We start from the raw sequence: 13052 nt of genomic DNA, 5'->3' as shown, positions 1-13052 counted from the left end.
CCACTGCTGTTCCAAATAGAGTGATATATAATTGAAATGCTTACTCAAAACTGAATTTTTCAATTATTAAATTTTAAAATTTCAGGTTTAGGGTAGATGACAGAGGAGAGAACATCCTTAAAGTTATAATAGATGTCACATTTAGGTTTATTTGCTAATAAATGTAATATGACATTTATCGGTATGTTAGCTACAAGCTGATCAGGACGTGTAATTAAATTAAAAATAGCACGTGTTACAAGTTATTTTCCTATCTTTGTTTTATTAATTCCTTAATTCATAAGAAAAATGAACACAAAACTCACTTTGACTATAGAACAAGAAATTATCGAGAGAGCTAAAAAATACGCTAAAGATAAAAACAGGAGTTTGTCCGATATTATCGAAAATTATCTAAAGATTTTAACCAAAGAAGAAAGAGCCACGGATATGAAAAAATTAAATCCAGTCGTAAAATCTTTGAAAGGTTCTTTTAAAATGCCAAAGAATATGGATTATAAAAAAGAACTTAGAAACCGATTAGAAAAAAAGTATCTATAATGGATAGCGTTTTAATCGATACTGATGTAATACTGGATTTCTTTTTTGACCGTGAACCATTCGCCGAATTCGCAACAGAAATTTTAAACCGCTGCGAAGAGAAAAAAATAAACGGATTTACCACTCCGGTTATAATCTGCAATGTTTACTATTTATTAGGAAAAACAGCAAAACATCAATTGATAATAGAAAAAATAAAACAACTTTTAAGCATAATAGAAATTACAGAAATGAACAAAGAAGTTGTTTTAGATGCTCTTAATTCAGAATTTAAAGATTTTGAAGATGCATTACAAAATTTTTCTGCTATTAAAAATGAAAAAATAAATATTATTCTGACCAGAAACATAAAGGATTTTAAGAAAAGTAAATTAGCTGTATTAACTCCCGAAACATATCTGAAAGGAAAAGCCAGTGGCTAATAATTAAGTATTCGACCCGCCGATAGGCCAGGGCTGAATTTTTTGTTTGAAGTTAGAACTCAGCGAGGAAAGGCTTTGGTTACACATACCCGAAATGAGAAAGCAAAATTTCCTGGCTATGAAGTACAAACATTGCATTGTGACACTAGCATAGGTCTCCCATTACACCCAGAAGGATCGTTTTTTTATTGAAAGCTCCTGACTATATTGAATTAAACCTGTTATCAGATTTAATAGCAGATTATGAACAAGCGCAATAGCATTACTTTACTATTTTGTATCTTTGTAACAAATTAAAAGCGTGCGCAAACAGGTTAACATAGCAAAGAAATTCCCTAAGCACTTATTTTGGGATATGGATGCCAGTAGATTATCGGTTAAAGAAGATAAGGCTATTATCATTCCCAGGGCTTTATTTGCCACAACTCAAGCTACGTTCGAGAATGATATTCAACGATTAGAAGAAATCTATTCCAAAAAAGAAATTATTAGTATTCTTAGAAATACCAAAGAACGTATTAGTAATGAAATATGTGTGTTGGTAACTAAACGTTATAACGCAAAACCTTTTCTCCGTTACTCGCTATGAAAGCCGTAAGTCCGGTACTTTATCAAACCATAAAGGAATTACAAAGCTTAAGAAGTTTACAGTCCTTTGCCTTGGCAGGAGGAACAAACTTAGCTGTTCGCTATGATCATCGAGAATCGATAGATATCGATTTATTTTGTACAGAAATTATTGGGTTTGAAGGTTTTCAAGAAATTCAACAAGAAGTAGAAAACCATTTTGGAAATAAGGCCATTAACTTTATGGATCCAATGAAGTTAAGTGATCAGTTTACTTTTTTACGTTTCTTTGTTCAGAAAGATGGTGTAACCATAAAGGTAGATCTTATTCAAAATATGAAAGCTGTAGATCCTGTAGAAACAATAGAATGTTTACGTTTGTTTTCTGTAAGGGATATTGGTTTATTTAAGTTAATGAGTGCATCCAGTCGTCCAACAAAAAAAGATATTTACGATTTATATTATATTACGGAAGAAATATCACTTATAAGGCTGTATGAAGATTTACAGGAGAAATACAAGCAATTCAACAAGAAAGAAAACCAAAATATCTTTGATATCGATACTGAAGAATCGGTAATAGATAATCCTTTGTTATTATTACTTTTTGACAGCAATTATAAAGTAAGTAAAGATAAGATGATGCATTCGCACGATAATATTTTAAAAATGGATAATGCGGTTACTTGGCAAACAGCAAAACTCCAATTTAGAATGCGCTTAAGAGAATTATGTAGATTTTTAAATATTGAATTCCCAAAATCTAGAATACGATAGAGAGGGCAACTATACTTTACTTTTTCAAGACTTTGATTTTTTTTAATTCTTAAAATTTGTACAACACTCGTACCGCACAAACGCCCTAATCCTTTGTGAATAAGTAAATACAACATATGCATAGGAAGTAGAATTTTATAGAGGTATAAAAAATTTAATCAAATGGGTAAATTGACAATAAAGACAGATCCTAAAGTAGAGACAGTTTTTGCGAGTTATCCTGACTTTGTTCGGGATAAAATGCAATATCTGCGTGAATTGGTAATTGAAACAGCAGAAGAAACCGAAGGTATAAATGTTTTAGAAGAAACATTGAAATGGGGAGAACCCAGCTTTGTTACTAAAAACGGCAGTACTTTGCGAATGGATTGGAAAGAAAAAACACCTGACCAGTATGTAATGTATTTCCAATGCACGAGTAGGTTGGTTGATACTTTCAGGGTAGTTTTTAATCACAAATTTCAATACGAGGGAAAACGAACAATTGTCTTTGAATTAAACCAGAAAATTCCAGAATTAGAATTAAAGGAATGTATTAAGGCTTCCTTGATCTATCATAAAGTAAAAGAACAAATTACGCTGGGAATTTGAAGTTGAATAAAAAAAGCTAGTGGCTAATTAAGTAGATGGCTCCGCCAGAAACTGGCGGAATACACCGCACGTACCAGTCGGATTAGAGCCTCTTGACATCGAAATAGTCACCAGTGGTTCCGAGAGGGGGGTGGAAAAGTGCTTAATACGTTAAGTATTTCGCTGGCTACCTAATCATACCACACGGAGTACATATTGCTAAAACGTTAGCCGGAATATTGCTTTACTCAAAAATATATAACCATTAGTAAAGAACAGGAAATGTTTGCATTGACTATTTTGCATTCAATTTCTAGTGAAGATGAGCTTCATCAAAAATTTAACGCGTTAAGAATATAAGCTATTGAAATAAAAAGTTTCAAATATTAAATTTGGAAGAGAAGCCGATTATTGCTTTTCATAGGACGAGAGGTTGGCAACGATTAGAAAGCAGAATAAAAATATTTGATTTTATTATGAATCTAACTACAAGATTATTAAGTATGATGCTTCTAATTACCTTGGCTAATTCTTGCAAGGGACAAGAAACAGAGAATAAAGACAACAAAAAAGTTAATTCTAGTCAATCAAACATAGAAAAACATCAACCTCTCATTTACAGGAACTCAAAACAGCACTCTACTTTAAATGGGTCAGTTAGTGAATTTGTATGGCAAATTTATCAAGATAAAAAAGGAAATTATTGGTTTGGAACTAACCACGATGGTATTCTTGTCTATGATAATAATTCCCTTATTCACTATACTTCAAAAGATGGAATAGGTGGAAATGCAGTAAGAGCTATAGCCGAAGACAAAATTGGGAATATTTGGTTTGGAACATCAAATGGTTTAACAAAATACAATGGAAAAGAATTTACTAATTACACAATAGATGACGGACTAATTGACAATGAAGTTTGGGCAATTGAAGTGGACAATACGGGGACAATTTGGATTGGCACAGTAAGCGGTGCTAGTAAATTTGACGGGAATAATTTTGAAACTCTCGAAGTACCGAAGCCTAATGTTCCAAATCCCGACCCTATGCTATCTAAAAATAGAATCAGTGATATTTTAATTGATAAAAATAGACATTTGTGGTTTGTTAATGATAGTTACGGCATCACCAAATTCAATGGTAATCAATATGAATTTTTCACCACCGGAAATGGGCTGACCGACAATAATGTGGCTGACCTTTTTGAAGATAGTCAAGGAAATATTTGGATAGGAACTTTTTATGGAGGTGTAAGTAAATTTGACGGTAAGACGTTTACAAACTTCACAAAAGAAGGAGTAATAATGGGCTTAGAAACTTATAACTTTTGTGAAGACAGAGCCGGTAATATTTGGTTTTCCGCAGAAAATTATGGTGTATATAGTTATAACGGAAAAGATTTTACCCTATTTACAGTAGAAGACGGACTAGCCACAAATACAATCCAAATCATTTATGAAGATAAAAAAGGGCAAATTTGGTTTAGCACCTGGGAAGGAATAAGCCTGTATGATGGAAAAGCAATAACGGATGTCTCGGATAAAGAATCTTGGACAAAGTAAAAATAACTGTTGCACCAGTGTATAAAAACAAAGCTAAATTAGTTCTTACATCGAAACTCCGTGCTCCCTTGCAACGCCTGATTGTCCTGTTGACAAACATACTCGCCAGCTCGAACAATTTTTATACGGGTCGTGGGCACCAAGCTAAAAACAAATGAAGTATTTAAAAAAGGAACGGATAGGTAGAACTGTAGCTCTGCTATCGTTTATCATTGGGTCGGTCTTAATCGGACTTTTCTTTTTCACCGAAAAAGCTGAACTACTTCTTATAGGTTATATTTCTGTATTTTTAATAGTTATAGTCAATATTGGTGTATTCATAGCATCATTAGTAGAAGCAATTAACAATAGAATTTTAAGGAAAAAGCTATTTTTAAATATTGGAATTATGTTGCTAAATATTCCAGTTGCCGTTTTTTACTTCTGGATAATGCTAATTCTTCTAAATACCATCAGATTGACTTTAGTCAATCCAACTGATTCAAAATTAACGGACATAAATATTAGTGGCTGCGAATCGAAAATGATTGATGAATTGGATCCTGGAGAAAGTAAAACTGTATGGATTTCAATAAATAATGATTGCTCTGTGTTTTTAAGTTTTAAAGAAGAAGGAATGGAGAAATCAGAGATAATTATTGGCTATGCTACGAATATGGGAGGTCGAAAGGCAAAGCATAAAATAGGGCAAGGAAATCGGGAGTTATGACTTATAAAAGCCAGGTGCCAACAAAGTTGTGTAAAAACAAAGATGCTTAATTTGGTCGTAAGTCGAAACACCTTGCTCGCTTGCTTAATGGATTGTTCTGCAGACTATCCGGCTCTCCCTCTCGCACAGTTTTTATACAAGTCACGCTTTATTCCGGAATCACTGTCCGCTTTCCAGCGGAATGAGTGTCCGTTTTCACCGGATTGTGCATTTAGAGATCTAAATATTCAATTTCTTTGAGCATCAGCTTATGCATATACCGTTGGCCGAAATACATTTGAAAAAAAGAAAAATTTGTAAAAAAAATTCTATGACAAAGATTTATTGCAATAGGGCTATTGAGGAAAAAAATAAATTTCGAAATCTGGAATATAAACGGCTGATTCGCCAAATACACATCCCTAATTTAATAACTTGCATCACGTAAACCTTGAAAAATTTTAAAGAAAGCTTTCGATGAAGAAAATTTTAAAATGGACTGGTAAAATTTTAGCAGGACTTCTAATACTGTTATTGATATCAGGATTGGCTTTCCGTTTATTTAGTTCAAAACCACTTCCACCAGGGAAATTAGTTGATGTTGATGGAACAAAACTTCATATAAGAGCAGAGGGTGAAAAGAATGATTTACCAACCCTTGTCCTTGAATCAGGTGCAGGTGGTGATACAGATGTATTTCATTGGGTTGCAGAAGGATTGAAAAAGGATATGAGAGTTGTGCGCTATGACAGAGAAGGAAAATGGTTTAGCGAATCGAGTAAAGACAGTATTACCCCGGAATTTTATGCGCGCCAATTACATAAATTACTAGAAAAAAATGGTGAAAAACCACCATATATTTTGGCAGGTCACTCTATGGGTGGTCCTTATAATCTAATATTCCGAGACCTGTACCCAAATGAAGTAAAAGGAATGGTTTTCCTGGATTCGAGTCATCCCGAACAATGGGAACGATTGGCAGCAAATGAAATGTTTGATGAAAATCAAGTATTCTTAATAAAATCTGTTGCAATACTTTCTGATATGGGAATAACGGGAGCATATTATGAAATAACTAATCCAAAATCTATAGATAAACACCTACCAAAAGATGCCAAGGATCGTAAACTGGATCTGACTTCATATTCAGGGGATGTTTATCGTAGGTATGTAAAAGAAAATAAGATAAATGATGATATTCTTTTACGAGCAGGTAGAGCAAAGAATTTAGATTCCTTACCTGTCTTGGTTTTTACAGCGAATAAACAGTATGGTGATCCTAAGATATGGTTCAAGATGCAAAAAGAACTGAAAGAACTATCGACTAGAGGAAAACAATTTTATATGGATGCAAATCACGGTTCCATAATTACAAAAAAAGAAAATGCCGAAATTATTAATGAGAAATTACTTTCAATGGCAGAAACACTTAGACAGGAAAACCGAAGTTGAAGGTTTACTCAGTGTTCCATTCATTAGGCAGCTTGCAGGCTAATAAGAATAAAACTTTTTATAGGCCTAAATTTAGTATACGATTCTTCTCCATTACTTTTTGGACTTCCGCTGGTTCGTAATAAATGATACGGCCAATTTTGATATAGGGAAGTGTACCGTTTAACCGTAAATTCTGAAGTGTCCCTGGACTGATTTGTAAATAGTCCATAACTTCTGACGATCTTAAGTACTTTTTTAATTTAGTTGATTTCTGTTGGTTAAGCAGCTGTTTAATGTCTCTGAGTAGCTCCATTTTAAAATCCTGAAGATCATCTCTGGTAATTGGTGTTGACATAATAGAACACTTTTTATGGCTGGGAATAGCAATTATAATTCCTGGCCCGGTTTAATAATAATTGTTCTATAAAAATGAGAATGTTTCAGGGAAATAATTCCCCATATTCTTCGTAGTACGAAAAACTTTAACATTTAACCACATTCAATAAGAAATGTTGAAATTAAAGATCAGGTGTTATGAAATTAGCCTTAAGATGCAATAAGAAATAATGCTTTACTGGTTTTTTGTAGTAAGAAGATACTTCGAAAATTATTTGTCATCCTCTCTGCGCATTTTGGCTTCCAGGTTAGTAGCAATTTCAAGGAGGTATTTTGCCCGCGGATCTTTTCGGGCTTTCATTTCCCCGTAGGTTTTATAAAAATTATCAAATTTGATATTAAAGACATCTTCAAAGACAGAGAATAAGGTCTTGAGATCTGCAGTTCCATGGTTAATGTCTCCTGCATGGTATAGGGCATAAATTACTTCTGCCAGTGAAATTTTACAGCCCGACCATACCAGTAAATTGGGTTGACGTTTTCGAAAATTACTGTTGCTACCGGGTTGAATCAATTCTAGTTTCTCCCTAATATAATGGATATAGCGGTAAAGGGCTTGCACCTTGGACCATAACATATCATGAGTAGTCGAAAACTCGGGATTCTGATAATAATTTATAACGGGACTAAAGGAAAAATCTCTCCTCCCTTCCCGGCTAAAAAATTCGAAGTCGAGGTAATTTTTGTTTTGTTCCATATAATTCACAAAACGATTGTTGGCGGAAAAGAACTTATTAATTTTTTTAATTTCTTTTTCTAAATACCGAACCTTATGAGAATCACCAGCCTTGGGCAACATTAGTTCACAGGATCGAACTTCCGTGAAATAAATCAGGTAACTCATGGGTATGGGTTTGATATTTTTGAAAAACTCAATCTCCGTCTGGGTATCCTCAAAGTCTTCTTTATCAACCTGTTTTTGAAGTTTTGATAAGGTTTGGATGCACAACCTTATCCCGTCATCAGCCATTTTCAGCTCGGTTTTCCCCGAATGAATTAAGCGTTCGATGTTTTCACTAAATGTCTCCATGTCCTTTTCAAACATACTGGTAGTAAATGAAAATAAATAAAATCGTTGTTGGGCTATTTTCAAGTTTGGTTTGTTTAAGGAATTGGTACAGGGTAAATCCTCATCTGTCATTAAATTAACTCAAATTATATCAGTTAGCTATTCAAAAAAATAAAAAAAAGTCAAAAATTAATGAAATTCACAAGTTCACTGTTGAAATGTATAAGTATTTCTGACCTTTATCTTTTATATTTGAGTTGAATAAGCTGGTTTTTCCAAGTATTCGCTTAAAAAACCCTACTTAAACGAAAATCCCCCCGTTGATGTTTGAAGGTAAGTATGGTAAATATTGTATTGTTGATGGCATTCTATTCGTAGATTATAAGGAGGATCTAATTTTCACTTTAAAAGTAGCAAAAAGGATTGTGCAAGAGCGAATGGGATTTCAGCATAACAAGGAATATCCCGTTTGTTGTAAGCTTTCCGGTCGGATTGATTCTCAGTCAGATGCCAGGCACTACCTTGCTCAGGAAGGTGCTCTTTTTATAAAAGCTTTAGCATTTTATGTAACCTCTCCAGTGGCGCTCCGCCTTACCGAATTCTATATTCAAACTCTAAATCACCAAATACCCATTCAAGTATTCAACGATAGAAACCAGGCAATACAATTTCTAAAGCCATACAGCCAAAGAAGTATTAATTAAAACCTACAATTATGGAACGTGTATTTAATAGGGTAAATTTACGTGGTATATACCGTATGCTTACTGAAATGGCAAAAGGTAATTTTGCTTATCAAATAAAAAGAACTCACCACAGGGATGAGCTCGAAGGGCTCAATGCTTATGTAAATCAAACGGCAGAAGAACTACGCAGGAAACGACATCAATTTTTGTTGCTTAACCGGCAAACCGAAATTATGATGATTCGTACAGCTACCTTTTTATTAGATGAAAATCTAAAGGTGGTGGATTATAGTTATACACATCCTGATAATATTGTAATTGATCCCAATACTATTATTGACAAACCATTTTATGAATTGTTAATCAAAAAATCTCAAGATAGATGGACCAAAAAAATAACGGAATTCTTAGAAGGAAATGAACAATCTTTTAATATTACCCTGGAATATCATTTTGATGAACTTTTGAAAATTGATTTACATACTGTAATCTCCAGGCTAACCGGTATGAGGGATGAAAAATATACTGTAACTTCTTACCTTATGGATACCACCGAGGATTTTTTCTCAGAACTTCCCGAGAATTCTGAAATAAAAACCTATTCAAGATGGGATCAAAAACTATTTCACGAAATCCATATCTATATTATGCACCATTTGGAAGAGCCTCCAAAAACGTTAGATCAGTTAGCAGGCCTCTTTAATACCAATAAATATAAAATAAAAAACGGTTTCAAAGAAGTTTTTGGTTGTACTCCCACTCAGTACTACAACAAGCAGCGCATTCGGAAATGTAAAATACTCATAGAAAATACAGATCTTTCCTTAACTGAAATTTCAAATAAGATGGGTTTTAGTTCCTATCCCCATTTTTCGAAGAGTTTTAAAAAGTTCACTCAATTAACTCCTAGATTCTATAAAAAAATCACTCGTAACACATAAAATATATCTGGATTTATACCGATCCGACACTCTGGGTCGTTTAGAAATATCTCTTAGCGGCTAATAGAATCTAGATTAAGTAAGCCTTAGAGGTTCTGTTCTCAAGGTCAAAATCAGTGTACTATTAAAACTGGTTATATCGGACTCCAAGCCAAGAAGCCAGGAATAAGGCGATTGTAATTAATTATTTAATTGAACCAGCTGCAAACTTTGAATAATTGGCAGGGTGATTTTCTTAAAAGATTTTGTTTTGATGTAGATTTTCTCCCCAACATTCCCATATTCACCCCATTTTATTCACCATAGGTATTTGGTAATTGGTTCATTTTCAGCAGTTATTGTCCGGGTATAGATCTTGCTTTGATCTAAAAAAATACTACAGGACTATTATGGTTTAGGTGCTAAAAGAAACTAATAGGCTGAAAGTTAAATAAAAAACAGAAACAGTATGATATCTAATGTTGATTTATCCCCCGCTCAACCAAAGGTTTTTAAAGATCAGAAGAAGACGAACTCCAAAAAGGCGTTGCATCAAAAAGCAAAGACTGTAAGAGAGAATAATACCAATACATCCGATTATAAAAAAGCAAGCTTTACAAAAAGACACCTGTTCATCATTGCAGGAACATTCTTATTATTTATAGCGGCAGCTTTATCTTTTTATTTTTTTCATGCCGATTTCCGGGAGATTAACCTAAGTAGGAGAAATACTCTCGGGGGTAGTGTACTGCTAATAATCGCAGGGCTTCTGTTGTTATTCAGGCTCGGTTTTCTAACCTACCTGGCGAGACTATTTTTTAAATACAAACCTATAAATTCAGTCCCAGATGCCCAATTACCTTTTTCTACTATAATCGTCCCAGCTTATAACGAGGGAAAACAGGTTTATGAAACCTTAAAAAGTCTTGTGAACAGTGATTTTCCTGCTGAAAAATTACAAATAATCGCTATTGATGATGGGAGTAAAGATGATACCTGGTACTGGATGAAATTGGCAAAAGAAGAACTTGGAACCCGGGTATCCATCTATCAGCAATCCCATAACCAGGGAAAGAGACATGCACTTTACCGAGGATTCAACCTGGGCACTGGCGAGGTTTTCGTAACGGTGGATAGTGATTCTATTGTAGAAACCGATACATTACGTAACCTGGTTTCACCCTTTGTAACCAATAAAAACTGTGGCGCTGTTGCAGGGAATGTTCGTGTTTTAAACAATCAAAAAGCGATTATTCCTAGAATGCTTAATGTGAGTTTTGTCTTTAGTTTTGAATTTATTCGTTCCGCCCAAAGCGTACTGGGTTCGGTATTGTGTACCCCTGGAGCCTTAGCAGCATACCGTGCCACTGCAGTAAAAAACTGTCTGCCTCAATGGATTAACCAAACCTTTATGGGTAAACCTACCGATATTGGAGAAGACCGTGCCATGACCAATATGATCTTATCACAGGGTTTCCACGTTTTATTCCAGCGGAATGCGTATGTGCTTACCAATATCCCTGAAAAATTCAGCAGTTTACATAAAATGTTTACACGTTGGGAAAGAAGTAACGTGCGTGAAAACCTGATGATGTCTAAATTTGCATTTAAAACCTTTAGAACAGGTTCAAAATCCGGTCCACGTTTGCTATTATTAAACCAGTGGATGAATATGCTTACAACCTATCCTGCTATTATAATTATGTTTATTCTGCTTATAGCGCATCCGGTTCTTTTTCTTACTTCAACACTATTGAGTATCCTTATATTCTCTAGTCTACCGGCATTTTTCTATGCTAAAAAATATAATATAGCTGAATCTTTCTGGATCTACTCCTATAGTATTTTCTATACGTTTGGCTTGTTCTGGATTACACCTTACGCTATGGCAACTGCCAGTAAAAGAGGTTGGTTGACCCGTGAATTACCGCAAAAGAAATAAAGGAGGCCTAACTTTAATTTGTTAGGAATTAAGAAGCTGTTTGAAAACGCATAATCTCATCTCACCTGAAATTTCGGGCTTCGAGAAAAGGTTTTGAATTTTCAAACAGCTTTTTCTTTTTGAAACCTTATGAAGGGAGCTTCAACTTAAGGCAAAAGCTTGAGAATATTTCCAGAGAAAAGAATCGGTTTCTCTGTCATTTAAAATGATAAAGCCAGTCCAAGCCCTTGCTGATTTCCTATGAATTTAAAGGTGACCGGTACTAAAGGATTAGGTTGTGATGAATTTACCTGATTAATTCTTTCTGCGGCCTGATGCGCCTGATTATTGGCTCTGATAGAAATGGGTATGGCCACACCAATAAAAGCTGCTCCAACTCCTGCTAAAACCCAGGGGGCATCTCCGCCAGCCACCGCTGCACCTATTGGAATTCCTACAAAACTCCCGCCTATACTTCCCAGGATAGTGGAAATGGTATTGTTTTTTCGTGCTTTCTTAATTAAACGTGTGGCCTGTTCATCGGCGATCATAAGTTTTTGCATTCCTTTAAAATCCAGGGTCTTATTGTTCATGGTAAACTTATAACCCAGAAAAACTTTTTCAGCTTCAATCTCCTGGGCGGAAACTGAAGTTATTCCTATAAGTAAGAAAACTAATAAACTAAGTATTTTCATTTTGCAGTATTTAGATTGATTAATTTTTAGATTGATTAATTTTTAGAGTGATTTTTCTGTGAGTTTATTTGAATCGTTTTTTTAGTAGTTCAATATCTTTTTTATATACCTCGTTTAAATATTCATTATAGCCATCATTCCTTTTATAGCTGTAATATTTCTGCGCTAAATCTGCATGTATTTCAGCGTTTTTTATATCTTGTTTTTCCAGGTATATATTTGCTAATCCTAAGTGTGCTTCAACCGTATATTTTGATTGCTCAAGGGCTTTTTGATAAAAAGCGATAGCCTCAGCCGGTTTATTCATTTTATATTCACAAATTCCTGCATACACGTATGCCTGTATATCTACCCAATCTGTCCCTTGAGTTTCTATACTTTTTTCGAAATAAGCTTTTGCCTTTTCATAATCTTTTAAGCCGAAATACGATTCTCCCCTCAAAAAATTAATGTCTTCACCCCAGGGCGCATCAACAAAATTAGGGGTTAAGGAGTCCAGCCGAGTGAAATCTTTTAACGCACCATTAAAATCTCTTAAAAACCGAAGTTTCATATAACCTCGGTAACCCAGGTGTACCTTTGGGTTTAGGTCTACAGCCTGGTCTAGCAGTTCAAATCCTTTTTTATATTCACCTCTTTTATTAAACGCTACAGACTGCTCAAAGTAGATCTCATCATTTTCCGGATCCTGGAATTTTAAAATCTCGAATAGATTTTGGGATAGAAAACTTCCCTGTAAATCAGCGGCGATATTATAGCGTTTCTCCGCCGGGGAAAACAACAGGAAATAAATAATTATCACAGAATAAAGTGTAAGCAGGGAGGCGACAACCAATTTGAGAATTTTAAAAAATCTTTTCATCCG

Annotated in this window: 15 protein-coding genes; 11 read left to right on the top strand and 4 right to left on the bottom strand. The window is 34.4% G+C overall.

The genetic code is table 11. The annotated features are described in order from the left end of the window. Positions 1–288: 288 nt before the first annotated feature. The 8 genes from B4F31_RS05655 to B4F31_RS05620 all read left to right on the top strand — a co-directional run bounded on the left by B4F31_RS05655 (position 289) and on the right by B4F31_RS05620 (position 6578). Positions 289–540, top strand: a complete 252-nt coding sequence (locus B4F31_RS05655) for a DUF6364 family protein (RefSeq protein ID WP_286760844.1) — start codon at positions 289–291, stop codon at positions 538–540. After that, positions 540–962: a type II toxin-antitoxin system VapC family toxin gene (locus B4F31_RS05650; RefSeq protein ID WP_286760843.1), complete on the top strand. Its 423-nt coding sequence runs from the start codon at positions 540–542 to the stop codon at positions 960–962. The genes B4F31_RS05655 and B4F31_RS05650 overlap by 1 nt, the downstream gene beginning before the upstream one ends. 301 nt (positions 963–1263) lie before the next feature. Further along, complete coding sequence (locus tag B4F31_RS05645) at positions 1264–1551, top strand: DUF6922 domain-containing protein (RefSeq protein WP_223088911.1); 288 nt, start codon at positions 1264–1266, stop codon at positions 1549–1551. After that, the gene (locus tag B4F31_RS05640; RefSeq protein ID WP_286760842.1) at positions 1548–2306 is read left to right on the top strand and encodes a nucleotidyl transferase AbiEii/AbiGii toxin family protein; all 759 of its coding nucleotides are present in this window, start codon (positions 1548–1550) and stop codon (positions 2304–2306) included. The genes B4F31_RS05645 and B4F31_RS05640 overlap by 4 nt, the downstream gene beginning before the upstream one ends. 162 nt (positions 2307–2468) lie before the next feature. Then, positions 2469–2897 carry a DUF1801 domain-containing protein gene (locus tag B4F31_RS05635; protein WP_286760841.1) on the top strand — a complete coding sequence of 143 codons (429 nt, stop codon included), beginning with the start codon at positions 2469–2471 and terminating at the stop codon, positions 2895–2897. 371 nt (positions 2898–3268) lie between these two features. Further along, positions 3269–4438 (top strand): ligand-binding sensor domain-containing protein, encoded by a 1170-nt coding sequence (locus B4F31_RS05630; protein ID WP_286760840.1) that lies wholly within the window; start codon positions 3269–3271, stop codon positions 4436–4438. Between the two features lie 154 nt (positions 4439–4592). Beyond that, complete coding sequence (locus B4F31_RS05625; protein WP_286760839.1) at positions 4593–5147, top strand: hypothetical protein; 555 nt, start codon at positions 4593–4595, stop codon at positions 5145–5147. Positions 5148–5603: 456 nt separating this feature from the next. After that, positions 5604–6578 (top strand): alpha/beta fold hydrolase, encoded by a 975-nt coding sequence (locus B4F31_RS05620; RefSeq protein WP_286760838.1) that lies wholly within the window; start codon positions 5604–5606, stop codon positions 6576–6578. A gap of 58 nt (positions 6579–6636) precedes the next feature. Here the strand turns inward: B4F31_RS05620 and B4F31_RS05615 are convergent, their stop codons facing one another. Continuing rightward, positions 6637–6915, bottom strand: a complete 279-nt coding sequence (locus tag B4F31_RS05615) for a helix-turn-helix domain-containing protein (RefSeq protein WP_394333650.1) — start codon at positions 6913–6915, stop codon at positions 6637–6639. Between the two features lie 252 nt (positions 6916–7167). Beyond that, positions 7168–8001, bottom strand: a complete 834-nt coding sequence (locus B4F31_RS05610; RefSeq protein ID WP_093304216.1) for an RteC domain-containing protein — start codon at positions 7999–8001, stop codon at positions 7168–7170. 287 nt (positions 8002–8288) lie between these two features. On the opposite strand from B4F31_RS05610, the gene B4F31_RS05605 reads away from it, so the two are divergent. From B4F31_RS05605 to B4F31_RS05595, 3 genes are all read left to right on the top strand, one after another. Further along, on the top strand, positions 8289–8669 hold the full coding sequence (locus tag B4F31_RS05605; RefSeq protein WP_093304166.1) for an STAS/SEC14 domain-containing protein: 381 nt from the start codon (positions 8289–8291) through the stop codon (positions 8667–8669). Positions 8670–8680: 11 nt separating this feature from the next. Beyond that, complete coding sequence (locus B4F31_RS05600; RefSeq protein WP_075324739.1) at positions 8681–9592, top strand: helix-turn-helix domain-containing protein; 912 nt, start codon at positions 8681–8683, stop codon at positions 9590–9592. Positions 9593–10040: 448 nt separating this feature from the next. Further along, entirely contained in the window at positions 10041–11513 is a 1473-nt protein-coding gene (locus B4F31_RS05595) for a glycosyltransferase family 2 protein (protein WP_286760837.1), read from the top strand. A 200-nt stretch (positions 11514–11713) separates the two neighbouring features. Here the strand turns inward: B4F31_RS05595 and B4F31_RS05590 are convergent, their stop codons facing one another. Together B4F31_RS05590 and B4F31_RS05585 are read right to left on the bottom strand one after the other, a co-directional pair. Beyond that, on the bottom strand, positions 11714–12187 hold the full coding sequence (locus tag B4F31_RS05590; RefSeq protein ID WP_075324737.1) for a hypothetical protein: 474 nt from the start codon (positions 12185–12187) through the stop codon (positions 11714–11716). A gap of 64 nt (positions 12188–12251) precedes the next feature. Beyond that, positions 12252–13049, bottom strand: coding sequence for a tetratricopeptide repeat protein (locus B4F31_RS05585; protein ID WP_075324736.1), 798 nt, complete (start codon positions 13047–13049; stop codon positions 12252–12254). Between the last annotated feature and the right edge of the window lie 3 nt (positions 13050–13052).

Origin of the sequence: Salegentibacter sp. UBA1130, assembly GCF_002311535.1 — a bacterium.
Lineage (GTDB): Bacteria > Bacteroidota > Bacteroidia > Flavobacteriales > Flavobacteriaceae > Salegentibacter > Salegentibacter agarivorans.
This window is presented reverse-complemented; position numbering and strand designations above follow the sequence as displayed.

Bases quoted from the DNA above. Each gene is read 5' to 3' on its own strand.
- B4F31_RS05655 (WP_286760844.1), top strand. From the start codon at position 289: ATGAACACAAAACTCACTTTGACTATAGAACAAGAAATTATCGAGAGA.
- B4F31_RS05650 (WP_286760843.1), top strand. From the start codon at position 540: ATGGATAGCGTTTTAATCGATACTGATGTAATACTGGATTTCTTTTTT.
- B4F31_RS05640 (WP_286760842.1), top strand. From the start codon at position 1,548: ATGAAAGCCGTAAGTCCGGTACTTTATCAAACCATAAAGGAATTACAA.
- B4F31_RS05635 (WP_286760841.1), top strand. From the start codon at position 2,469: ATGGGTAAATTGACAATAAAGACAGATCCTAAAGTAGAGACAGTTTTT.
- B4F31_RS05625 (WP_286760839.1), top strand. From the start codon at position 4,593: ATGAAGTATTTAAAAAAGGAACGGATAGGTAGAACTGTAGCTCTGCTA.
- B4F31_RS05620 (WP_286760838.1), top strand. From the start codon at position 5,604: ATGAAGAAAATTTTAAAATGGACTGGTAAAATTTTAGCAGGACTTCTA.
- B4F31_RS05615 (WP_394333650.1), bottom strand. From the start codon at position 6,915: ATGTCAACACCAATTACCAGAGATGATCTTCAGGATTTTAAAATGGAG.
- B4F31_RS05610 (WP_093304216.1), bottom strand. From the start codon at position 8,001: ATGTTTGAAAAGGACATGGAGACATTTAGTGAAAACATCGAACGCTTA.
- B4F31_RS05605 (WP_093304166.1), top strand. From the start codon at position 8,289: ATGTTTGAAGGTAAGTATGGTAAATATTGTATTGTTGATGGCATTCTA.
- B4F31_RS05600 (WP_075324739.1), top strand. From the start codon at position 8,681: ATGGAACGTGTATTTAATAGGGTAAATTTACGTGGTATATACCGTATG.
- B4F31_RS05595 (WP_286760837.1), top strand. From the start codon at position 10,041: ATGATATCTAATGTTGATTTATCCCCCGCTCAACCAAAGGTTTTTAAA.
- B4F31_RS05590 (WP_075324737.1), bottom strand. From the start codon at position 12,187: ATGAAAATACTTAGTTTATTAGTTTTCTTACTTATAGGAATAACTTCA.
- B4F31_RS05585 (WP_075324736.1), bottom strand. From the start codon at position 13,049: ATGAAAAGATTTTTTAAAATTCTCAAATTGGTTGTCGCCTCCCTGCTT.